This is a genomic window from Enterobacteriaceae endosymbiont of Plateumaris braccata (genome assembly GCF_012563325.1).
Classification (GTDB): Bacteria; Pseudomonadota; Gammaproteobacteria; order Enterobacterales; family Enterobacteriaceae.
In genome coordinates this window covers 427,503-449,963 of the sequence record NZ_CP046232.1, presented here as the reverse complement: position 1 = coordinate 449,963, position 22,461 = coordinate 427,503, and the positions used below count along the sequence as shown (strand labels likewise).

Here is a 22,461-nt window from a genome sequence, read left to right as displayed (position 1 = left end):
TTTATTATATATTATTAATATAAGTAAAGTATAAATTATAATAATTTTATTAATTTATTAAAAATAATATTTTTATTATAACTAATTATACAATAATTTAAATTATGTATTATTTTTTTTGGTTAATTGTACTGTTTTCAGTTGAGCTAAAATTTTATATAATTCTTTTATATTTATTAAATAATTTTTATTAAAAATATTATTTTTAATTTTTTTTTCTATTTTAGATTTATTTGATAAAATTATATTTTCGTTTAAATCAGTACCTTTTATAACAATATCTGCCAAAATATTAACTTGATTTTTTTTAATTTCTAATATTCCTCCAGATATATAAAAATATTCATTATTTTTTTTTTTTGTTATATATATAACTCCTGGTTTTATTAAAGTTAGTAAAGGTATATGACCAGGATGTATGCTTAAATAACCTTCTATTACTGATATTTTTATTTTTTTTACTAAATTAGAAAATATTTTTTTTTCTATACTAATTATATTTAAAAAATATTCTTTATGCATAAATATTATTCCAATTATATATAATATATTCATTATTTTTTTGATTTATTTATTACTTCTTTTATTGAACCTACCATATAAAAATTTTGTTCTGGTAAATGATCGAAATCGCCATTAATTATACCTTTAAATCCTTTTATAGTATCTTTTAAGCTAACATATTTCCCTTTGATTCCTGTAAATATTTCAGCTACAAAAAATGGTTGAGATAAAAATTTTTGAATTTTTCTAGCTCGAGAAATAATAAGCTTATCTTCATCAGATAATTCATCTATTCCTAAAATAGCAATTACATCTTTTAATTCTTGATAACGTTGTAATATAGATTTTACATTTTGTGCTATATTATAATGATCTTTTCCAACAATCAATGGATCTAAGTAATTACTAGTAGAATTTAGTGGATCTATTGCTGGATAAATACCTAAAGATGCAATCTGTCTATTAAGAACTATAGTAGCATCTAAATGAGAAAATATTGTAGCTGGAGATGGATCAGTTAAATCATCTGCTGGAACATAAATAGCTTGTATAGAAGTTATAGAACCATTCTTAGTAGATGTAATTCTTTCTTGTAAAGTACCTATTTCTTCTGAAAGAGTAGGTTGATAACCTACTGCAGATGGAATTCTTCCTAACAAAGCAGATACTTCACTACCAGCTAAAGTATATCTATAAATATTATCAATAAATAATAATACATTATTTCCATCATCTCTCAATTTTTCTGATATAGTTAATCCTGTTAAAGAAACTCTTAATCTATTTCCTGGAGGTTCATTCATTTGACCATATATTAAAGAAACTTTATCTATTATTTGAGATCCTAACATTTCTAAATAAAAATCATTCCCTTCTCTAGTTCTTTCACCTACTCCTACAAAAACAGAATATCCGGAATGTTCAATTGCAATATTACGAATTAATTCCATTATATTTACTGTTTTACCCACACCAGCACCACCAAATAAACCTACTTTACTTCCTTTAGAAAAAGGACAAATTAAATCAATAATTTTTATACCAGTTTCTAAAAATTCTAATGAATGAGATATATCAGTATACAAAGGTGGGTTTTGATGTATTTCTCTTCTTTCTACAGACAAAGGTATTTCACCTTTCATATCTATTGGTTCTCCTAAAACATTTAACATTCTTCCTAAAACATATTTACCAACAGGCACTTTAATACCATGATTTAAATCAATAACTTTTAATCCTCTTTTTAATCCTTCTGATGAGCTCATTGATAATGTACGAACTATTCCATCTCCTAATTGTTGTTGTACTTCTAATATAATATTGGTATTTTGGATTTGTAAAGCATTATATATTTTAGGTATTTTATCATTAGGAAAACTCACATCAATTACAGGACCGATAATTTGAATAATTTTTCCAAATATCATTTTTTATTCCTTTATTAAGTAAATATTAAATAATTATTATTGCATAGCTGATGCACCAGTAATAATTTCATTTAATTCTTGAGTGATATTTGATTGTCTAACTTTATTATATAATAATTGTAAATCTTTAATAAAAAAATCAGCATTATCAGTAGCTATTTTCATAGCTATAATTCTAGATGCATATTCTCCAACTAAATTTTCTAAAAAAAAATTATATATTTGTAATTGAATATATTTATTTAAAACATGATTTATAATTGTAGAAAAATTTGGTTCATAAAGATAATTATTTTTTTCTATATTTCCCCCCTGTGTGTCATTTAAAGATAATGGTAATAATTGAAATATTTTTGGAGTTTGTATTATAGTATTTACATATTTATTATAAACTATAAATAATTTATCAATATGAGATATTTTATATAAATTTAACATATATTTTATAATATCAATTATTTTTGATATGTTAATATCATTTATTTTAAAATTTATTATTTGTGATAATATTTGAATATTATTTTTTTTTAAAAAAAATAATCCTTTATAACCTATAACAGCTGATTTAATATTAATAGATTTTTCTTTCCATTTTTTTATATCATTTAATAATAATTTCAACAAATTATTATTAAAATTTCCACATAATCCTTTATCTGTTGTTATAAGAATATATCCTATATTTTTTATAATTTTATTATTATTATATAAATATTGATGTTGTTTATGTAAATTATTTTGAAAAAAATAAATATTTTTTATTAATTTATTCAATAAAGATAAATAAAATTTACTAGCAAACATTTTTTTTTGTGATTTACGCATTTTAAATACTGTAACCATTTCCATAGCTTTAGTAATTTTTTTTGTATTTTTTATTCCTTCTATTTTGTTTTTTATTTCTTTTATAAAATTCATTTATTTTACCTAGAAAAATTTATTTTATTTAAAATGAGAAAAAAAATCGTTAAAAATAAAATTTAGTTGATTTTCAATATCTTTATTATATATACAATTTTTATTAATTTTATATAAAATTTCTTTAAAATTTAAATTAGTATAATTAATTAAATTATATTCAAATTTTGGGATATCTTTTAAATCTATTAAATCTATATATTTTTTATATATTGCAAATAAAATCAAAATTTGATTTATTACAGATAGTGGTTTGTATGGTTTTTGTTTTAAAATTTCTACTATTTTCTTTCCATTTGTTAAATATTTGGTAGTTTTTTTATCTAATTCTGATGAAAATTGAGAAAATATAGCTAATTCCCTATATTGAGCTAAAATTAAACGTATGTTAGAAGATAATTTTTTTATAATATTATTTTGTGCTGTACTACCTACTCTAGAAACAGAAATACCAGGATCTATAGCAGGTCTTATTCCTTTATTAAATAAATTTTTATCTAAAAAGATTTGTCCATCAGTTATAGAAATTATATTTGTTGGAATGAAAGAAGAGATATCTCCAGCTTGAGTTTCTACTATAGGAAAAGCTGTTAATGAACCTGTTTTGCCTTTTATATTACCTTTAGTAAATTTTTCAACATAAAAACTATTAACTCTAGAAGATCTTTCTAATAAACGAGAATGAATATAAAATATATCTCCTGGAAATGCTTCTCTTCCAGGAGGACGTCTTAACAATAAAGATACTTGTCTATATGCAATAGATTGTTTTGATAAATCATCATATATAATTAAAGCATCTTCTCCTCTATCTCTAAAATATTCACCTATAGTACAACCAGCGTATGGAACTAAATATTGTAATATTGCTGTATCTGATGCAGAAGCAACAATGATAATTGTATTTTTTAATACATCATTTATTTCTAATATATTTTTTATATAAGCAATAGTTGTTTGTTTTTGCCCAATACCTACATATATACATTTTACATTAGTATGTTTTTGATTTATTATAGTATCAATTGCTAATGTAGTTTTTCCTGTCTGTCTATCTCCGATAATTAATTGTCTTTGACCTTTACCAATAGGTATTATGGCATCAATAAACTTATATCCTGTTTGTAATGGTTGATTTACTGGACAACGATCAATTACAGTAGGTGCGGATACTTCAATGGGAGATAAATATTCATAATCAATATTTCCCTTACCATCAATAGGGTTACCTAATGTATCTATAATTCTTCCCATCAATTTTTTTCCTACTGGAATACTTAGTTGACTACCGGTATTTCTAACTTTCATTCCTTCTATTAAATGTACATAAGATCCTAATACTACAGCACTAACAAAATCTATTTCCAAATTTAAAGCTATAGCATAAGTATCTTCAGGAAGAGAAATAATTTCTCCTTCTTTAACATCTGAAAGTCCATATATTTTTATAATGCCGTCAGCAATAGAAATAATAATTCCTTCATTATAGTATTGATTTAATACATTATAATCATTAATTTTATTTTTTATTAATTCACTAATTTCCGTTGCTTTTAATTTCATTATATTATTTGTACCTTATTTTTGTAATGCTTTACTTATTAAATCAATTTTATTTCTTATACTATTATCTAATATTTTATCTCCTATAGAAATAATAATACCTCCAATTAATAATTTTTTATTATTAATATAATTAATAGAAATTTTTTTAGATAATTTTTTATCCATTAAATTTTTTATTTGTGATAATTGTGTAATACTTAATCTTTTATTAGATAATAAATTTAAATTTACTTTATTATAATAAATATTATTTAAATTATTAAATTCTATTAAAATTTTATCTAAAATAAATAAACGTTTATTTGCTGATATAATTTTAATCATATTCATAAAATGAATATTTAATTTATTGTTAGATAATTTAATAAGAATATCAGATATATATTTATGATTATTAAAAAATAAAAATTTTTTTATATAATGATTTTTAATCACATCACAATAAAATATGAACATTTTTTTCCAATATTTTATATTATTATTTTTTAAAGCAAAAAAAAATGCTGCTTTAGCATATTGTAATGCAATATAATTTTTTATGTAACACATAATATACCTATATTATAATTTATTAATAAAATTATTTAATAAATTGTCTTCATAATTTTTATTTTTTTTAAAAGTATCTTTAATAATTTTTTCTGCAATAGATATTGCTATTTTTACAGTTTCTTTTTTTAAAGATTCATTAGCTATTATATATTCATATTTTATTTTTTTTTGAGCTTTTTTAACTATTTCTTTATACATTTTTTTACTTTCTATTTGTGCGTCATTAATAATTTTATCACTTAATTTCTGTGCTTGTTTAATAATAATTTGATATTTTTCATTTGCTTTTTTAATTTTTAAATAAATATTATTTTCAGCTATCATTATATCTTGTTTTTTTTTATTTATAGATAATAATTTATCTTGAATTGATTTTTGTCTATTTTCAATAGATAAAATAATTGGAGGCCAGATATAATACATACAAAACATAATAATTAAAATAAAAGTAATAGTTTGACCGATAATAGTTGCATTTATATTCATAATTTTATTTATATAATTTATTTTAGTGAAAATTTTAACTTAATACGACAAATATTATATATAATCCTATTCCTACTGTAATCATTGGAATTGCATCTATTAAACCAACGACAATAAAGAATTGAGTTCTTAATATTGATACAATATCTGGTTGTCTAGCTGTACTTTCTAAAAATTTACCTCCTAACCAACTGATTCCTATAGAGGCTCCAATTGCTGCTAAACCAATCATTATTGCAGCGGATAAATATATTAATTCTATATTTGTATTATGCATAATTAATAATTTCCTTCTAATTTATAATATTAATTTTTTAAATTATTATTTTTTGATGTAATTGATATATAAACAATACTTAACATCATAAAAATAAAAGCTTGTAATAAAGATATAAGAATATGTAAAATTGCCCATGGTACATTTAATATCCATTGATAATAAGATGGTATTAATGTATTAATTAAAATAAATATTATACCTCCCGAATAAATATTGCCAAAAAGACGTAAACTTAAAGAAAGAGGTTTTGATATTAATGTTGTAATTTCAATAATTAAATTAAAAGGTATAAAAATAAAATGATTAAAAGGATGTAAAGTAAATTCTTTAATAAAATTAAAAAATTTTTTATTTTTTATATGATAAAAAATAATTAAAACAAAAATAATTATAGACATAGAAATAGTTATATTTAAATCAGCAGAAGGAACACTTCTAATGGTTGAAATATTAAATATTTTATTACTAATATATGGAATCAAATCTATAGGTATCAAATCCATACAATTCATTAAAAAAATCCATATAAAAATTGTTAATGAAAGAGGAGCTATTAAAATACTTTTTTTAGGATATATGTCTTGAACATTTTTATATATAAAGTTAATAATTAATTCACAAAATAATTGAAATTTTCCAGGTACAATATTATGCTGAATTTTAACCATTTTTATTTTACAAATATAAAAAAAAATTAGAAATAATAATCCTAATATTAATGAAAAAAAAATAGAATCTAAATTTATAACCCAAAAAGAGTTATTAACTGTTTCTGGACTTATAATTTCAAATTTATTTAGATCAAATTGTAAATGTTGTAAATGATGTAAAATATAATTTTTTGATTCTAATGTTTTTTTTATCATGAAATTAATTACCTAATTATAATTATTAATATTTTATTAATTTTATTAATAAAAAAAAATTAATTATAATTTTTTTAACTATACTGTATACTATAAATATATAATTAGATTAAAAATTTTTTATAATTTTTATATTATAATTAATATTTTATTAATAAAATTAATTAATGTTTAATATATTTATATTTTAATAAATATATTAAAAGAATAGAAATATTAGCATGAGTAATACCTGGTATTCTAGATGCTTGTCCTAAACTATAAGGTTTATAATATTGAAATTTATCAATTGCTTCATTAGATAAACCTTTAATATTTTTAAATTCTATATGTGAAGGAATTATAATATTTTCATTTTTTTTTTGTTTATTAATGTTTTTTTGTTGTTGTAATATATATCCTTCATATTTTAATTCAGATTCAAGATAATTTATTATTTCTATATCTTCAATTCCAGGACAAAATATATCTAATTTTATTAAATTATTATAATTTATTTCTGGTCTTTTAAGTAAATTAATTCCATTTATCTCTTTTGTTAAAATATTATTTGTGAGTTTGCTAAATTTTAAACTTGTTGAACTATTTGGTTTAATATAAATATTTTTTAATCTATTACGTTCTTTTTCTATATTTTCTAATTTTTGATTAAAAATTTTCCAACGATTATTATCTACTAATCCTAATTTGTATCCTATTTCAGTTAGTCTTATATCAGCATTATTTTCTCTTAAAATTAGTCTATATTCTGCTCTAGAAGTAAACATACGATATGGTTCTTTTGTGCCTAAAGTACATAAATCATCTACTAAAACACCTAAATATGCTTCATTTCTTAGGGGATACCAACCATTTTTATCATCTATTAAAAGAGATGCATTTATTCCAGCTAATAATCCTTGTGCAGCAGCTTCTTCATAACCAGTGGTTCCGTTAATTTGTCCAGCTAAAAATAATCCTTTAATAAATTTACTTTCCATAGTAGGTTTTAAACCTCTAGGATCATAAAAACTATATTCAACAGCATATCCAGGACGTGTAATATGTGCTTTTTCTAATCCTTTAATAGACCTAATAATTGACAATTGAACATTAAATGGTAAACTTGTAGAAATACCATTAGGATAAATTTCATTACTATATAAACCTTCAGGTTCTAAAAAAATTTGATGAGAATCCTTTTTAGAAAATTTTATTACTTTATCTTCAATAGAAGGACAATATCTTGGACCATTACTTTTAATTATTCCCTTATAAATTGGACTATACATAATATTATCTAATATAATTTTATGAGTATTTTGATTAGTATGAGTAATATAACAAGGCAATTGTTTTAAATTTAATTTTTTATTTTTAATAAAAGAAAAAAAAGGTATAGGATAATCACCGTTTTGAATTTCTAAAATTTTAAAATTAATACTTCTTTTATCAATACGTGGTGGTGTACCAGTTTTTAATCTTCCTTCTTTTATAGGCAATTCTTTTAAATAATTAAATAATTCTACAGAAGAAAAATCATTTAATCTTCCACCCATAAATTGATGATTAACTCCTATAAAAATTTTGCCATTTAAAAAAGTTCCAGTGGTTAAAATAATGCATTTTGAATAAAAAGTATCATTATTTTTAGTTATCAATCCTATTATTTTATAATTTTTAATTATTATTTTTTTTACTTCTTGTTGAAAGATTAATAAATTATTTTGATTTTCTAATTTTTGTTTAATATTTCTTTGATATAATTTTCTATCTGCTTGAACTCTCGTTGCTCTTACAGCAGATCCTTTACTTTTATTTAAAATTTTAAAATGTATACCTGAATTATCAATAGTAGTTCCCATTATTCCATTTAAAGCATCAATTTCTTTAACTAAATGTCCTTTTCCTAATCCTCCAATAGAAGGATTACATGACATTTGGCCTATTGTATCAATATTATTTGTTATCAAAAGAGTATGTTTACCCATTTGAGAACTAGCTATTGCAGCTTCTGTTCCAGAATGACCCCCACCTATAACTATTACATCAAAACTATTTGAACATATTGTCATAAATGAATACCTTAAAATTATCTAATTTTTTATTAAAATAAATTTTATAAAATTTTTAGAATTAATATTCTATAGGATCAATATCAATTGAAAATTTAATTTTATTAAAATAAATAATTTTTTTTGCTACATGAGTAATATTTTTTATAATAAAATATAACTTATTTTTTGATAAATGTTGTAAAATTATTTGTTTACGAAAAAATATTATTTGTTTATTTTCTAATAAATTAATAGGACCTATAATAAAAAAATCTTGATCATTAATATATTTTTGTATAAATATATCTTTTAATGTATTAAGAAATATTAATATATAATCAATATTATATGATTCAGCTATTAATATTACGTGATTACTAAAAGGAGGTAATAACATTAGTTTTCTTTCTTTTAAAAGAAATTTTGCTAAATAATAATATTTTGGATAATTAATTAATTTATTAAAAAAATCATGTTGAGTGAAATTAGTTTCTATTATTATTTCTTTTTTTTTATGCATTTCTAAATTATTTTTTAATATTCTAAAAAAATATTGAAAAAAATATTCTGTATAACGAAAATTTTTTGTAAAAAAAATGTAATCTACATTTATGAATGCTATAAGAGTAGTTCTTAATATATCATATTTTTTTTGGATAAAAAAAGATGTATTTATAATTATAACTGATTTATTAGTTAATTTATCTTTATATTTGAAAATATTATATTCATTCATATATACTATTACAGTAGTGGGAAATTTTTTATTTAAAAATCGTATTATTTGAGCTATTTCTACTTCAATAATAGAAATATGTATAGATTTACAATTTAAACAATATTTTACAATTAAAATTGTATTTTTACAGAAAGAACAACATAATCTTTTTTTTTTTATATAAAAAATATAGTTATTATTACAAATAGAACATTTAGGAATATAATAACATTCATTACATAAAATAGTATTTATACGTCCTAAGTTATTAATACATAATAATATATTATTTTTATAATCTAAATGTCTTTTAATTACTTTTAATAACATATCAGAGATACTATCTGTAAATTTTTTTTTATTTATTTTAATTAAATTAAAATAATAATATTTATTATATAATGTATTTAGATGTTTATCAGATAAAAATGTATATTTACCAATATTAATATTATTTAATGTTTCTAAACTTGGAGTAGCAGAATCTAATATTATTGGAATATTTTCTATTTTAGCTCTTAATATAGCAATATTTCTTATATTATATTTACATTTATTTAATTGTTTATATGTAATATCATGTTCTTCACTTACAATAATTAAACCTAAATTTAAAAAAGATGTTAATATAGAATGATGTGTACCAATAATTATTGGTATTGTACCATTTCTTATATTTTTCCAAATAAAAAAATTTTCTTTATTAGAAGTTTTAGAATTTAGTAAATATATAGAAACATTTAAATTTTTTTTTAAAAACTTATAAATATATATAGAATCATATATTTTAGGTACTAAAATTAGTATCTGTTTTTTTTTATATAATATAATATTAATTATATTTAAATATAAATTAATGTTTTCAAGAAAAACTAAACTTCCTGATATTATCCAAGTTACGAAAATATTTATTTTGTTAAAAAATTTATTTATAATATTATTATATTTTATAAAAATTGATGAATTATTTAAATAGTTTTGTTTTTTAAAAATAGGTAATAAATTATATTTTTTTTCTATAAAACATAAATTTTTTTTTTGTAAAGATATCATTATACTATTTGTTAAACCATAAAAAGAAATTTTCTCATAATTTATTTTAATTTTTTTGAGTATACTTAATGCTGTTTTTTGTTTTAATGATTTTATTTTTTTAAAATTATTTTTCAAGAATTTTTTATTTAATACCCAATATAAATTATCTAAAATATATTTAGAATATATTTTTTCTCTTAAATAAATAGGAAGTATTTGAAAAAGTATTGCTCCTATAGAATATTGATAATATGTAGATATTTTATTAGCAAATTTCCATATTTCAGGACTAAAAAGCGACTCATTATCTAAAATTTCTTTCAAATATTTTAATTTAGATTTAGGAATATTTGTACTATTTTTAATATTAATAACAATTCCAATATATTCTTTATTTTTAATAGAAATTATTACTCTACTTCCTAATTCTACATTCATAAAATCTGGTAATAAATAATCAAATATTTTATCAAATACTTCATTATTAAGTACTATTTGAATTATTTTCATAATATATAAAAATTTTTTATAAAAAATAAAAATATTATTGTTGTATCAAAAATAATATTTATATACAATAAAACTAGATAATAAATAATAAAATTATGTTTTAATGTTAAGTGGTTATTATAAATGAAACAAAATACTCATCCCAAATATAATGATATTATAGCAAAATGTTCTTGTGGTAATATAATATATACTAAATCAACATTAATAAATAAAAAAAAATTAAATTTAGATGTATGTAATAAATGTCATCCTTTCTATACCGGTAAACAAAGAATAATAGATACTAAAGGACGAGTAGAAAGATTTAAAAAAAAATTTAAACATTCTAAAATACTAGGTTAATATTATTTTATATAAATATTAATTAATCAATAATGTTTATTATTAAATATTAACATTATTGATTAATAATAGAAATTTATTTAATTTTACTTTCTTTATATATTATATGTTTTCTTATAACAGGATCAAATTTTTTAAGTTTTAATTTCTTAGAATTGGATTTTTTGTTTTTTGTAGTTGTATAAAAATGTCCTGTATCAGCTGATGAAATTAATTTAATTATATTTCGTGATTTTTTAGCCATAAGTGTAATCCTAATTATATTTTAATATAAATTTAATATAAATTTAGTATTGTTTTTTCAATTCCTTGTTTATCTATAAGACGCATTCCTTTTGTAGATATACGTAAAGTAATAAATTTTTTTTTGCTTCTTATCCAAAATTTATGATAATGTATATTAGGTAAAAATTTTCTTTTAGTTGCATTCATTGCGTGTGAACGATTATTTCCTTTCATAACTTTTTTACCTGTTATTTGACATATTTTAGCCATATATAATCCTTTTATAAAAAATTTTAATATATAAAACAATTTTTTAAAATTTTAATCAAAATTTCATATGCCCAAAATAATTTCAAAATAATATTTTATTATGGGCATATAAAAAATATTTATAAATTTAATAGTATTATTTTTTTTCTTTAGCAATAATTACCATAGCTGGTCTTAATAATCTTTTATTTAAAGTATAACCTTTTTGCATAACTTTTATTATATAATTATCTTTTATTTTACTAGATTCTAGTATAGACATAGCTTGATGTTCAGATGGATTAAAAGGAATATTTACTTTATTTATAATATTTACTCCGAATTTTCTTATTGTATTTAATAATGATTTTAAAGTTAATTGAATACCTTCAATTATAGATTTTTCAAGAGTATCATTTTTAAAACTAATTTCAGAAGCTTTTTCTAAACTATCAATAACAGGTAGTAATTCATTAATAAATTTTTCTAATGAAAATTTATAAATTTTTTCTATATCTAATTGAGATCTACGTTTAATATTATCTATTTCAGCTTGTGAACGGAGTTTAACGTCTCTTAGAGAATATTCATAATTTTTTATTTTGTTTTCTAATTCAAAAATACGAAGTTGATATAAACTATTTTTTTCTTGAATATTTTCTATAATATTTTCATTTTCTACAATATTTTTTTTTGTATTTTTAATTATTTCATTTTGATTTTTTTCAACTTTATCTTCTTTTTCTTCAATATTATTTATTTTAGAATTATCTAATGGTTTTTTTTTAATCATTTTTTACTCCATTTATATTATTTATAAATATATAATTGAATTAATGTTATATTAATAGTAATTAATTTTTTATAAATATTGTCAAAAAAAATTTTTTTTATTAAATTATTTTGAGATATATCAAATATAATCTATAATTTTTTAAAAATATTAATCAAAAATTGATTGTTTTAAATATCAAGCATCTACAATAAAATATTAATTTTTATTAAAATTATTAAAAATAAATATTTACAGAGATAATTGTATGAATTATAAAATAATTTTCATATTACCTTTTATTTTAATGTTCTCTAGTTGTACAATCTTAAAAAGAGTAATATATCAAGAAAATACTTATCAAGGAAATTTTTTAAATATTAATATAACTAATAAAATTAAAAACAATATGTCTAAAAAACAAATTATTGATATATTAGGTTATCCATATATTATTAATTATAAAAAAAATAATACTATTTGGTATTATATTTTTATTAAAAAATCAAACAGTAAATTAGAACAAAATACTATTATTTTAATATTTAATAATAAAAATAAATTAATTAATATAAAAAAAATAAATTTAATTAAAAATTAATTATAAATAATATATATTTATCATATTTTATGATAAATAATAGCTATTACATTATAATTAATATAAAATATTATATATCTAATGAAAAAAAAAAATATATTATTTTAAATAAAAAAATATATCATGATTTTTTTATTAAAAAAGAAATAGAAGCAGGAATTATATTACAAGGATGGGAAGTTAAATCACTAAGATTTAATAAAATTACTATTAATAATAGTTATGTTAGTATATTACATAATAATAATAAAGCATTTTTATTAAATGCTAATATAAATCCTTTAAATACTATTTGTAATCATATTAAATATGATGTTCTAAGAAAAAGAGAATTATTACTAAATAAAAAAGAAATTTTTTTATTAAAAAATTATTTAAATTATAAAGGTTATACCATTGTTGTTATAAGTTTATATTGGAAAAAATCTTGGTGTAAATTAAAGATAGCTGTTGCAAAAGGTAAAAATCAATATGATAAACGACATTTATTAAAAAATAAAGAATGGAATATAGACAAAATGCGTATAATGAAAAAAAATATTAAAATTTAAAAATAAGGGGCTGATTTTGGATTCGACAGAATTATGAAACTTCAGGAATCATGTCAAGGTTGTACGGTTGGCCTTGTAAAAAAACGTATAAATTTAGTTGCAAAAAACAAAAATTACGCTTTAGCAGCTTAAAATACTGTAAGAGCCCTGTTACTTATTATTTTTCTCTTTGGTAAAAGTTAATGGGTTATATATAAAAGAGATCGTATATAGTTTGTCTAAAACTATATATTAAAAAATAGACTATACGATATTGTAATTTTGTTCATCAGTTCATTTCGTTGAATAAAAATAGATGATACTAAACATGTAAATACCTATAGTGTAATAGTTTTGGACGGGGGTTCAAATCCCCCCAGCTCCATTATTAATCATATAAAATATATATAATATAAATTCCAATAAAATTGTTAATTTAAATTTTATTAGTTTTTATTAGAGATTTTTCTTTGATTTTGTTTTAAATATTTTTTTCTAATTCTAATTGATATAGGAGTGATTTCAACTAATTCGTCATCATTTATAAATGTTATTGCTTCTTCTAAGAGCATTGTTTTAATAGGAATTAAATTAATGGCTTCATCATTTCCAGAAGCTCTCATATTTGTTAATTTTTTACCTGTCAAACAATTTACAGTTAAATCATTATTTTTATTATGAATACCTATAATTTGTCCTTCATAAATTTTTTCACTATGTTTAATAAATAATTTACCTCTAGATTGTAAATGAAATAAAGAAAATCCTACAGCATTTCCTTGATTCTTAGATATAAGAACACCGTTTCTTCTTTGTCCTATTGATTCAGATAAAACTTTATCATAATGACTAAAAAAAGAATTTATAATTCCTGTTCCTGAAGTTGCATTTAAAAATTCATTTCTAAATCCAATTAATCCTCTACTTGAAATAATAGATTCTATTGTAATTCTATTATTTATATCATATGTTATATTTTTTATAATAGCTTTTCTGTTACTAATTAACTGAATTATATTTCCTTTTTTATTATTTTCAAAATTTAAAATTAATTTTTCAAATGGTTCTTTTAAAATACCATTTATAATATGATTAATCACTTTCGGTTTAGAAACAGCTAATTCAAATCCTTCTCTTCTCATATTTTCTATTAAAATTACTAAATGTAGTTCACCTCTTCCTGAAATACAAAAAATATTATTATTATTAGTTTCTTTTACACTAAGTGCAATATCATATAAACATTCTTGTTTTAATCTATAAAAAATTTTACTAGATGTTATATATTTACCTTCCTTACCAGCAAATGGAGAATTATTAACATGAATAAACATATTTATTGTAGGTTTTTCTATTATTAACGCTGGTAATGGATTATTATTATTAATATCGCATATTGTGTCAAAAATTTTAATATTTTCAAAACCATTACCAGCAACACCAACTATATCTCCAGCTTCAGCATTATTAGAATGTATTTGACGTAATCCTATATTATAAATTAAATGTAATATTTTAGATTTTATCATTTTTCCTTTTTGATTAGTTATTAAAACCAATTGATTAATTTTAACTTTACCTCTTTTAATTAATCCAATTGCTATATTTCCTATATAATTATTATATTCTATTTGAGAAATTTGCATTTGAAAAGGTTTATTAATATCCATTTTTGGTTTAGGAACATAACGAATAATTGATTCATATAATGCATTCATATTATTACTTATTTGGTTAATTTCATAACCAGATATCCCTTTAATACCAGAAGTATATACAATAGGAAAATCAAGTTGTTTATCAGATGCATTTAAATTAACAAATAAATCAAATATTTGGTTAATAACCCAATCGGGACGTATATTTTTTCTATCTATTTTATTAATTACAATAATAGGATTTAAATTATGATTAAATGCTTTTTGAGTAACAAATCTAGTTTGTGGCATAGGTCCTTCAGTAGCATCTACTACTAATAAAACAGAATCAACCATGGATAATATACGTTCTACTTCAGCACTAAAATCAGCATGACCGGGTGTATCAATTATATTAATTTGATATTTATTCCATAATATAGATGTATTTTTTGAAAAAATAGTAATACCTTTTTCTTTTTCTAGATCATTAGTATCCATAAAACGTTCTTTTATTTCTTTATAATAACCATTTTTTTTATTTTGATAATTATCTGATTGTTCTAATAATTTATCTATTAAAGTTGTTTTACCATGATCAACATGTGCAACAATTGCTATGTTTCGTATTTTTTTCATAAATTTTCCTTATTAATTATTTATTAAAAATTTTTAACATAATATTAAACATATAGTGTATATTAATTATAAATTTTATTTAAAAATATCAATTATGATAATTAATTTTCAATCTATTAATTTTATTAATAGTATTTTAAGTATAAGTGAATTAACATATGATTATGGTAATGAAATTGCTTTTATTGGATATACTAATGTTGGAAAATCAACAATAATTAATTTATTATTTAATCAAAAAATTGCTCGAACTAGTAAAACACCAGGTTGTACATATAGAATTAATATATTTAAAAATAATCAAAAAATTCGTTTTTTAGATTTTCCAGGTTATGGATATAGTAAATTTTTAAAACAATCAATGTTTAATACTTATGATTTTTTTCAAAAATATATTTTAATTAGAAATTCTTTAAAAGGTATAATTCTTATAATTGATATTCGTTTTTTATTTAGAAAAATAGATTTAATTTTATTAAAAATTTTTATTAATAAAAAAAAACCTGTTTTAATAATTCTAAATAAATCTGATAAATTATCTAATATTTTAGTTAAAAAAAAGATATATATAATAAAAAAATTTTTAATAAATTTAAATTTAAAATATAAATTTAATTTAAAAATAAAAATTTTAACTTTTTCATCATTAAAAAAAGAAAATTTACAAAATATAAAAAAATCAATTAATTTTTTAATTAATAATTAAATAAAATTAATATTTATCTTTTCTAAAATTATTAATTAATTTTTGAAATTCATATTTTTTATATAAATATAATAAGTATTTTTTATTTGGTTTATAATATAAATTTAAATTATTTAAATCTATATTAATATCAATATTTGTCTTAATTTTTGTTAATTTATGTGAAATAAAAGCTAATTTTTTATTATTCAATAAACATTTTTTTATATATTGTATTCTTTTAATATTTAAATTATTTATAAAATTTATATTTTTATAAATAAATTTTAAATTTCCTAAATTATTTATAAGATAAGCACTTATTTTTTTTCCAATACCTTGTACCCCAGGTATATTATCTACAGGGTCTCCTTGTAATGCCAATAAATCACTTATCATATTTGGCATTACACCATATTTATTATATATTTCATTGGGACCTGAAACGAAATTATTAACAGGATTAATTAAATTAATATTACTAGAGACTAATTGAGCTATATCTTTATCTATACTAAAAATATAAACAAAATAATTATTTTTAACAGCCTTTATAGCGATAGTACCGATAATATCATCAGCTTCAATATTTTTCATAGATATTATCTGATATCCCATAGATTTTATAATTTTATATAGAGGTTTTATTTGAATAACTAAATTTTTTGGCATTTTAATACGTTTTGATTTATAATTATCAAAGATTTTTTTTCTAAAAGATTTACCTTTAGAATCAAAAATAATAATAACATAATTATGTAAATTATTATTAATAATTTTATTCATCATATTTAGAAAACCGTATATTGCTCCTGTAGGAAATCCTTTACTATTCATTAAATTAGGTAGAGCATAATAAGCTCTATATAAATAAAATGATCCGTCTATTAATATTAATTTTTTTTTCATATATTATATATTTTATAAAAAATATTTTATAATAATTGATATTATTTAATTTTTCTTTTTTAAAAGAACTTTTATAAGACTAATATAGTCGCTAAGAAAAAGATTTGTAGATGTAAAATCTAATGAATCTAATTTAATATGATATTTATTATTAATTACAATAAATGGTATTGATGTAATATTCCATGCTGTAGCTAATTTAATTTGTTTTTTATTTAATGCTTTAACTAGAGAACTATTCCATGCGGCATCATAAATATTATTATTTATATTAGCTGCTTTAATAAATATTTTTTTCATAGTTTTATAATTATAAATTTTATGAGATTGTATACCTTGAAATATTGCTAGAATAACTTTATTTTCAACATGTAATGCTATAGCTATACTCCAATTATAAGTAGCTAATTTAGCTAATTTTTTATCTCCCATACTATCTATATGATATTTTGTAATTTGTAAATGTTTTAAAAAATTTTGAACTGATAAATTTTTTTTATGAGTCATATTATAAAAATCATAACAATGAGGACATAAAAAAGAAAAAAACTCTATAATTGGAGTTTTTGGATAAAATATTATTTTTGGAGATTTTTTTATTAATTCATAATGTACATCTTGTATATATTTTGTAGATGATAAACAAAAATTAGAAAAAGTTAATAAAAACAAACCACTGAAAAATAATATATATTTTTTAATATTCATATTTTTTTAATATAAAATTTGTAATTATAAATATAATAAACTAAAGTATTAAATTAATAAAATTATTTTTATATAAATTTAATATTTTATATCTCATTTAATTAAAATTATAATGTATTTATAAAATAATAATAATTTTAAATTTAAATATTTATTATATTTTTTCTAAAATAGAAATTAAATGTTTAATATCATTAGGTAATGATGAGTTAAATTTTAATGGATAATTATATATAGGGTGCATAAATTCTAAACGACATGCATGTAATGCTTGTCTTTTTAAAATTTTATTAATTAAATATTTTTTATTATTAATTGTTATAATATTAATTTGAGATTTATTATAAATAGGATCACCAACAATACTATGATTAATATATTCTAAATGAACTCTAATTTGATGTGTACGTCCAGTATGTAATTTAATTTTTAAATGACTATGCATTTTAAATATACGTTTTAAAAAATATTGTGTTATTGCTTCTTTACCTTCATTAGTTACATTCATACGTATATTTTTTTTATTATAGAATTTTTTTATTGGATAGTTAATAATATCATTATATTTAACAATACCATTTACTATTGCTTCATATTCTCTTATAATTTTATGTTTTTTTAAAGCTATTTTTAAATTAATATATGATAACATTGTTTTTGCTATAATTATTAACCCGGTTGTATTTTTATCTAATCTATGAATAATACCTGCTCTTGGTAAATCTCTAAGAAAGGGATAATAATATAATAAAGCATTAAATAATGTTTTATCTAAATTTCCATTACCTGGATGTACTACTAAATTTGAAGATTTATTTATTATTAATAAATAATTATCATTATAAATTATATTTAATGGGATATTTTGTGATTTCCATAATATTCTTTCTTGTAAAATTTTAATATCAATGTATATTTTGTCTCCTGTAAGAATTTTTTTTTAGGTTTATTTATAATAATATTATTAATTTTTATATTATTATTAATAATCCAATTTTTTATTTGAGATCTTGAAAATTGCAGTAATTTTTTAGTAAGAAATATATCTAATCTTATTCCAGTATTAGATTTATCAACAGTTTTAATTAATTTTATTATATTCATAAAATTTAATTTTATTAGTAATAAATAGAATAATATAATAAAAAATATTATTTTTAAATAGAAATTTAATTTTTAAAGACTAAAACATGAAAAAATTTATAATAAAAAATATTTTTTGTAAAACATTAATAATTTTATTATTAATAATAGTAACTAATTGTTCTCAATGTACATCTATTAATAATAGAAAAAAAATTATATTAACGAATATTTTGATTAAAGAAAAATATTTAGAAGCAACTAATGATTTATTTAAAAAAAATTATGCAAAATCAATGTTAGAATTTGAACAACTTGACAAATTATACCCTTATAATAAATATACTAAAGAAATTAAAGTTAATTTAATATATTTATATTATTTAAATAAACAATTTGTTTCTGTTATAAATTTATTTAATGAATTTATTAGAATATATCCTATATCAAAATATACTGATTATATACTTTATATAAAAAGTTTATCAGAAATATCATTAGATAGTAATAAAATTCAATATTTTTTTAGAATAAATAGAAGTGATTGTAATCCTTTTTATGCTAATAAAGCTGTATATGACTTAAAATTATTAATTAAAAATTATCCTAATAGTATTTATATACCTTTTGCTAAAAAAAGATTAAGATTTTTAAAAAAACGTTTAGCATTATATGAATTAAGTGTTATTCAATTTTATTTAAATAAAGAAATGTATATATCAGTTATAAAAAGATGTGAAATGTTAATTAAAAATTATCCTTATACATCAGAAAGTATTTTAGCATTAATGATAATGAATAAAACATATAAAATTATTAATATAATTTAATTAAAATGTATTTTTAATATTTAGAAACTTAATATTATAATTAATATTAAGTTTCTAAAAGTTGAAATTAACATATATTAATTTGAATTATTAATATGTCGTAAAATATTATTGCTTTTTAAGTATAAAGATTTAATGTAAAATTTAAACCAATTTTTTATTTTATAAAATAATTTTATTAATTCTGTTTTATTTTTTTGTTCAATTAATGATAAAATATAGTTTGATTTTTTTAGATAGTTTTTTATCAATTTTATATTATTATGAGATGACATTAAAATATCAGTATACAAATCAGGATTTTGTGAAAAAAATCTACCTGTCATAATTAAATCTACATTATATGCTGGAGAAGCAAATTTTAACAATTCTTTTAATTTAACATTTTCTGTAGATAAATGAAAACTATGAACTAGTATAGAAAAATATCTTAATGATTGAATAAAAGACATATATTTATCATGTTCTATTTGATCGATACATTTTAATTGCACTCCCCAAATTTTTATTTGTTTTAAAAACCAATTATAAGATTCAGGATAACGACCATTACAATATATTATTAATTTTTTTGCTAAAATATTATTTTCAGGACTAAACATTGGATGTAATCCAAGTACAGGACCATCATGTTTTTTTAACATTTTTTGTATTGGTTTATTTTTTATTGAAGTAACATCTACTAATATACATTCTTTAGATAATACAGGTAATTTTTTTATTACATCATCTAATGATGATATAGGTACACTAATTATTACCATTTTTATATTTAAGAAAAAATTATCTATATTTTTATTCCAATCTTCTTTTTCTAAAATATTAACTTTGTATCCAGATAAAATTAACATTTTTTTAAATAATTGCCCCATACCTCCTTTACCACCAATAATTAATATTTTTTTTAAATTTGGATTTAATGTTTTAAAACCATTTTCATTTTCATTTATGTAAGATTCATACATTATACGATATAATATATCTTTAATTAAATTTGGAGATACTCCTAATTTTTGAGCTTCTTTACTTCGTAAATCTATTATTAATTTTTCACGTTCTGGAATATAAATAGGAAAACCATAATAACTTTTTAATATTCCTATTTTTTTAACTAACTTTAAACGTTTTAATAAAAGGTTTATTAAATTTTTATCTAATATATCGATTTTATTTCGTAATGTAACTAATTCAGTTACCATATTTTTTTTAGTCATATTAATTTTTACATCTTATTATAAAAAACGCAATGGAAGTATTTTATTTAGTTTATTATAAATTTTATGTAAAATTTTTTCTGTTGTTTTCCAACTAATACAACTATCTGTAATTGATATTCCATATTTTAATTTATTGTAATTATTTATATTCATTAATTGATTACCCTCATTAATATAACTTTCTAACATTATTCCTATGATAGAATTATCACCTTTTTCAATTTGAGAGATAATAGAATCAACAACAATAGTTTGACGTTTAAAATTTTTATTTGAATTATTATGACTACAATCTATCATTATATTAGATTGTAATCCTGCTTTGATAAGATCATTACTACATCTTTTTATATCTTTTTCATGATAATTAGTTTTTTTTCCTCCACGCAAAATTATATGACAATTTTTATTTCCTAATGTTTTTATTAAACAAATTAATCCTTCTTGATTAGTACTAATAAAGTTATGTGATATAGATGCAGCTTTAATAGCATTAATAGCAGTTATAATACTTCCATTTGTATTATTTTTAAATCCTAATGGCATTTTTAATGAAGATGCTAATTCTCTATGAATTTGAGATTCAGTAGTACGTGCTCCAATAGCACCCCAACTGAAAAGTTCACTTAAATATTGTGGAGTATTAGGATCTAATATTTCCGTAGCTAAAGGAATTTCCATTTCGTTTAATTTTAATAATAATTTACGTGCAATATATAATCCTTTATTAATATCATAAGAATTATTCATATAAGGATCATTAATCAATCCTTTCCATCCAATAATTGTACGTGGTTTTTCAAAATAAACACGCATAACTATATATATAGTTTTGTTTAATTCTAAAGAAATTTTTTTTAATAATTTAGCATATTCTAAGGTTTCTTTAACATTATGAATAGAACAAGGTCCACAAATAATTAATATTCTAGAATCTTTTTTATTCATTATATTACATATAATTTGACGTGAAAATAATATTTGTTTTTTTATCTTTTCTGTAATAGGTAATTTTTTTTTTAATTCTTTAGGAGTAATAAAATTTTCTTCTTTAGTAAAATTATTACTAATATTATTTTGCATAATTAAGTAAACCTCAAATATTATAGTAATGTTATTTGTTACAAACGTAA

The 22,461-nt window shown here is 18.8% G+C and carries 25 protein-coding genes and 1 other RNA gene; 6 read left to right on the top strand and 20 right to left on the bottom strand.

Going from position 1 to position 22,461, the window contains the following annotated elements; genetic code table 11:
• Positions 1 to 102: 102 nt before the first annotated feature.
• From atpC to priA, 10 genes are all read right to left on the bottom strand, one after another.
• Positions 103 to 522, bottom strand: a complete 420-nt coding sequence (atpC, locus tag GJT80_RS02185) for an ATP synthase F1 subunit epsilon (protein WP_168867741.1) — start codon at positions 520 to 522, stop codon at positions 103 to 105.
• A 32-nt stretch (positions 523 to 554) separates the two neighbouring features.
• A complete protein-coding gene (gene atpD / locus GJT80_RS02180; protein WP_168867740.1) occupies positions 555 to 1,931 on the bottom strand; it encodes a F0F1 ATP synthase subunit beta in 1,377 nt (458 codons plus the stop codon).
• Between the two features lie 36 nt (positions 1,932 to 1,967).
• Complete coding sequence (gene atpG, locus GJT80_RS02175) at positions 1,968 to 2,849, bottom strand: ATP synthase F1 subunit gamma (protein WP_168867739.1); 882 nt, start codon at positions 2,847 to 2,849, stop codon at positions 1,968 to 1,970.
• A gap of 24 nt (positions 2,850 to 2,873) precedes the next feature.
• The gene (atpA, locus tag GJT80_RS02170) at positions 2,874 to 4,412 is read right to left on the bottom strand and encodes a F0F1 ATP synthase subunit alpha (RefSeq protein ID WP_168867738.1); all 1,539 of its coding nucleotides are present in this window, start codon (positions 4,410 to 4,412) and stop codon (positions 2,874 to 2,876) included.
• Positions 4,413 to 4,427: 15 nt separating this feature from the next.
• On the bottom strand, positions 4,428 to 4,964 hold the full coding sequence (gene atpH / locus GJT80_RS02165) for an ATP synthase F1 subunit delta (protein WP_168867737.1): 537 nt from the start codon (positions 4,962 to 4,964) through the stop codon (positions 4,428 to 4,430).
• 12 nt (positions 4,965 to 4,976) lie between these two features.
• On the bottom strand, positions 4,977 to 5,453 hold the full coding sequence (gene atpF, locus GJT80_RS02160; protein ID WP_168867736.1) for a F0F1 ATP synthase subunit B: 477 nt from the start codon (positions 5,451 to 5,453) through the stop codon (positions 4,977 to 4,979).
• Positions 5,454 to 5,487: 34 nt separating this feature from the next.
• On the bottom strand, positions 5,488 to 5,730 hold the full coding sequence (atpE, locus tag GJT80_RS02155) for a F0F1 ATP synthase subunit C (RefSeq protein WP_168867735.1): 243 nt from the start codon (positions 5,728 to 5,730) through the stop codon (positions 5,488 to 5,490).
• A gap of 29 nt (positions 5,731 to 5,759) precedes the next feature.
• Entirely contained in the window at positions 5,760 to 6,599 is an 840-nt protein-coding gene (gene atpB / locus GJT80_RS02150) for a F0F1 ATP synthase subunit A (RefSeq protein WP_168867734.1), read from the bottom strand.
• 164 nt (positions 6,600 to 6,763) lie between these two features.
• Positions 6,764 to 8,653 carry a tRNA uridine-5-carboxymethylaminomethyl(34) synthesis enzyme MnmG gene (mnmG, locus tag GJT80_RS02145; protein WP_168867733.1) on the bottom strand — a complete coding sequence of 630 codons (1,890 nt, stop codon included), beginning with the start codon at positions 8,651 to 8,653 and terminating at the stop codon, positions 6,764 to 6,766.
• Between the two features lie 61 nt (positions 8,654 to 8,714).
• Complete coding sequence (priA, locus tag GJT80_RS02140) at positions 8,715 to 10,898, bottom strand: replication restart helicase PriA (RefSeq protein WP_168867732.1); 2,184 nt, start codon at positions 10,896 to 10,898, stop codon at positions 8,715 to 8,717.
• A gap of 123 nt (positions 10,899 to 11,021) precedes the next feature.
• Here priA and rpmE point away from each other — a divergent pair, with 123 nt between their 5' ends.
• Positions 11,022 to 11,243: a 50S ribosomal protein L31 gene (gene rpmE, locus GJT80_RS02135; RefSeq protein ID WP_168867731.1), complete on the top strand. Its 222-nt coding sequence runs from the start codon at positions 11,022 to 11,024 to the stop codon at positions 11,241 to 11,243.
• A 76-nt stretch (positions 11,244 to 11,319) separates the two neighbouring features.
• On the opposite strand, the gene rpmG is transcribed toward rpmE, so the two are convergent.
• From rpmG to grpE, 3 genes are all read right to left on the bottom strand, one after another.
• Positions 11,320 to 11,487 carry a 50S ribosomal protein L33 gene (gene rpmG / locus GJT80_RS02130; protein ID WP_168867730.1) on the bottom strand — a complete coding sequence of 56 codons (168 nt, stop codon included), beginning with the start codon at positions 11,485 to 11,487 and terminating at the stop codon, positions 11,320 to 11,322.
• A gap of 32 nt (positions 11,488 to 11,519) precedes the next feature.
• Positions 11,520 to 11,738, bottom strand: coding sequence for a 50S ribosomal protein L28 (rpmB, locus tag GJT80_RS02125; protein ID WP_168867729.1), 219 nt, complete (start codon positions 11,736 to 11,738; stop codon positions 11,520 to 11,522).
• Between the two features lie 136 nt (positions 11,739 to 11,874).
• Positions 11,875 to 12,510 (bottom strand): nucleotide exchange factor GrpE, encoded by a 636-nt coding sequence (gene grpE, locus GJT80_RS02120; RefSeq protein WP_168867728.1) that lies wholly within the window; start codon positions 12,508 to 12,510, stop codon positions 11,875 to 11,877.
• Positions 12,511 to 12,757: 247 nt separating this feature from the next.
• Between grpE and GJT80_RS02115 the strand changes: the two genes are divergently transcribed.
• The 3 genes from GJT80_RS02115 (at position 12,758) to ssrA (ending at position 14,008) form a co-directional block, all read left to right on the top strand.
• Complete coding sequence (locus GJT80_RS02115) at positions 12,758 to 13,090, top strand: outer membrane protein assembly factor BamE (RefSeq protein ID WP_168867727.1); 333 nt, start codon at positions 12,758 to 12,760, stop codon at positions 13,088 to 13,090.
• 29 nt (positions 13,091 to 13,119) lie between these two features.
• Positions 13,120 to 13,641 (top strand): SsrA-binding protein SmpB, encoded by a 522-nt coding sequence (gene smpB / locus GJT80_RS02110; RefSeq protein WP_168867726.1) that lies wholly within the window; start codon positions 13,120 to 13,122, stop codon positions 13,639 to 13,641.
• Positions 13,642 to 13,647: 6 nt separating this feature from the next.
• Positions 13,648 to 14,008: a transfer-messenger RNA gene (gene ssrA / locus GJT80_RS02105) on the top strand.
• Between the two features lie 58 nt (positions 14,009 to 14,066).
• On the opposite strand, the gene typA is transcribed toward ssrA, so the two are convergent.
• Positions 14,067 to 15,896 carry a translational GTPase TypA gene (typA, locus tag GJT80_RS02100; RefSeq protein ID WP_168867725.1) on the bottom strand — a complete coding sequence of 610 codons (1,830 nt, stop codon included), beginning with the start codon at positions 15,894 to 15,896 and terminating at the stop codon, positions 14,067 to 14,069.
• 94 nt (positions 15,897 to 15,990) lie between these two features.
• Here typA and yihA point away from each other — a divergent pair, with 94 nt between their 5' ends.
• Positions 15,991 to 16,602, top strand: coding sequence for a ribosome biogenesis GTP-binding protein YihA/YsxC (gene yihA / locus GJT80_RS02095; RefSeq protein WP_168867724.1), 612 nt, complete (start codon positions 15,991 to 15,993; stop codon positions 16,600 to 16,602).
• 6 nt (positions 16,603 to 16,608) lie between these two features.
• Here the strand turns inward: yihA and GJT80_RS02090 are convergent, their stop codons facing one another.
• The 4 genes from GJT80_RS02090 to GJT80_RS02075 form a co-directional block, all read right to left on the bottom strand.
• Positions 16,609 to 17,490 carry a 5'-3' exonuclease gene (locus tag GJT80_RS02090; RefSeq protein ID WP_168867723.1) on the bottom strand — a complete coding sequence of 294 codons (882 nt, stop codon included), beginning with the start codon at positions 17,488 to 17,490 and terminating at the stop codon, positions 16,609 to 16,611.
• A gap of 45 nt (positions 17,491 to 17,535) precedes the next feature.
• The gene (locus tag GJT80_RS02085; RefSeq protein ID WP_168867722.1) at positions 17,536 to 18,198 is read right to left on the bottom strand and encodes a DsbA family protein; all 663 of its coding nucleotides are present in this window, start codon (positions 18,196 to 18,198) and stop codon (positions 17,536 to 17,538) included.
• Between the two features lie 154 nt (positions 18,199 to 18,352).
• The gene (locus GJT80_RS02080; RefSeq protein WP_246208526.1) at positions 18,353 to 19,081 is read right to left on the bottom strand and encodes an RluA family pseudouridine synthase; all 729 of its coding nucleotides are present in this window, start codon (positions 19,079 to 19,081) and stop codon (positions 18,353 to 18,355) included.
• Positions 19,051 to 19,302 carry a S4 domain-containing protein gene (locus tag GJT80_RS02075; protein ID WP_168867721.1) on the bottom strand — a complete coding sequence of 84 codons (252 nt, stop codon included), beginning with the start codon at positions 19,300 to 19,302 and terminating at the stop codon, positions 19,051 to 19,053. Before GJT80_RS02075 ends, GJT80_RS02080 begins: the two co-directional genes overlap by 31 nt.
• Before the next feature lie 86 nt (positions 19,303 to 19,388).
• Between GJT80_RS02075 and bamD the strand changes: the two genes are divergently transcribed.
• On the top strand, positions 19,389 to 20,111 hold the full coding sequence (gene bamD / locus GJT80_RS02070) for an outer membrane protein assembly factor BamD (RefSeq protein WP_168867720.1): 723 nt from the start codon (positions 19,389 to 19,391) through the stop codon (positions 20,109 to 20,111).
• A gap of 77 nt (positions 20,112 to 20,188) precedes the next feature.
• Here the strand turns inward: bamD and tyrA are convergent, their stop codons facing one another.
• Positions 20,189 to 21,310 carry a bifunctional chorismate mutase/prephenate dehydrogenase gene (tyrA, locus tag GJT80_RS02065; protein ID WP_425482264.1) on the bottom strand — a complete coding sequence of 374 codons (1,122 nt, stop codon included), beginning with the start codon at positions 21,308 to 21,310 and terminating at the stop codon, positions 20,189 to 20,191.
• A 33-nt stretch (positions 21,311 to 21,343) separates the two neighbouring features.
• Positions 21,344 to 22,411: a 3-deoxy-7-phosphoheptulonate synthase gene (locus GJT80_RS02060; protein ID WP_168867718.1), complete on the bottom strand. Its 1,068-nt coding sequence runs from the start codon at positions 22,409 to 22,411 to the stop codon at positions 21,344 to 21,346.
• Positions 22,412 to 22,461: the final 50 nt, after the last annotated feature.

Coding starts and splice junctions, on each gene's coding strand:
- atpC (WP_168867741.1), bottom strand. CDS start 522: ATGCATAAAGAATATTTTTTAAATATAATTAGTATAGAAAAAAAAATA.
- atpD (WP_168867740.1), bottom strand. CDS start 1,931: ATGATATTTGGAAAAATTATTCAAATTATCGGTCCTGTAATTGATGTG.
- atpG (WP_168867739.1), bottom strand. CDS start 2,849: ATGAATTTTATAAAAGAAATAAAAAACAAAATAGAAGGAATAAAAAAT.
- atpA (WP_168867738.1), bottom strand. CDS start 4,412: ATGAAATTAAAAGCAACGGAAATTAGTGAATTAATAAAAAATAAAATT.
- atpH (WP_168867737.1), bottom strand. CDS start 4,964: ATGTGTTACATAAAAAATTATATTGCATTACAATATGCTAAAGCAGCA.
- atpF (WP_168867736.1), bottom strand. CDS start 5,453: ATGAATATAAATGCAACTATTATCGGTCAAACTATTACTTTTATTTTA.
- atpE (WP_168867735.1), bottom strand. CDS start 5,730: ATGCATAATACAAATATAGAATTAATATATTTATCCGCTGCAATAATG.
- atpB (WP_168867734.1), bottom strand. CDS start 6,599: ATGATAAAAAAAACATTAGAATCAAAAAATTATATTTTACATCATTTA.
- mnmG (WP_168867733.1), bottom strand. CDS start 8,653: ATGACAATATGTTCAAATAGTTTTGATGTAATAGTTATAGGTGGGGGT.
- priA (WP_168867732.1), bottom strand. CDS start 10,898: ATGAAAATAATTCAAATAGTACTTAATAATGAAGTATTTGATAAAATA.
- rpmE (WP_168867731.1), top strand. CDS start 11,022: ATGAAACAAAATACTCATCCCAAATATAATGATATTATAGCAAAATGT.
- rpmG (WP_168867730.1), bottom strand. CDS start 11,487: ATGGCTAAAAAATCACGAAATATAATTAAATTAATTTCATCAGCTGAT.
- rpmB (WP_168867729.1), bottom strand. CDS start 11,738: ATGGCTAAAATATGTCAAATAACAGGTAAAAAAGTTATGAAAGGAAAT.
- grpE (WP_168867728.1), bottom strand. CDS start 12,510: ATGATTAAAAAAAAACCATTAGATAATTCTAAAATAAATAATATTGAA.
- GJT80_RS02115 (WP_168867727.1), top strand. CDS start 12,758: ATGAATTATAAAATAATTTTCATATTACCTTTTATTTTAATGTTCTCT.
- smpB (WP_168867726.1), top strand. CDS start 13,120: ATGATAAATAATAGCTATTACATTATAATTAATATAAAATATTATATA.
- typA (WP_168867725.1), bottom strand. CDS start 15,896: ATGAAAAAAATACGAAACATAGCAATTGTTGCACATGTTGATCATGGT.
- yihA (WP_168867724.1), top strand. CDS start 15,991: ATGATAATTAATTTTCAATCTATTAATTTTATTAATAGTATTTTAAGT.
- GJT80_RS02090 (WP_168867723.1), bottom strand. CDS start 17,490: ATGAAAAAAAAATTAATATTAATAGACGGATCATTTTATTTATATAGA.
- GJT80_RS02085 (WP_168867722.1), bottom strand. CDS start 18,198: ATGAATATTAAAAAATATATATTATTTTTCAGTGGTTTGTTTTTATTA.
- GJT80_RS02075 (WP_168867721.1), bottom strand. CDS start 19,302: ATGAATATAATAAAATTAATTAAAACTGTTGATAAATCTAATACTGGA.
- bamD (WP_168867720.1), top strand. CDS start 19,389: ATGAAAAAATTTATAATAAAAAATATTTTTTGTAAAACATTAATAATT.
- tyrA (WP_425482264.1), bottom strand. CDS start 21,310: ATGGTAACTGAATTAGTTACATTACGAAATAAAATCGATATATTAGAT.
- GJT80_RS02060 (WP_168867718.1), bottom strand. CDS start 22,411: ATGCAAAATAATATTAGTAATAATTTTACTAAAGAAGAAAATTTTATT.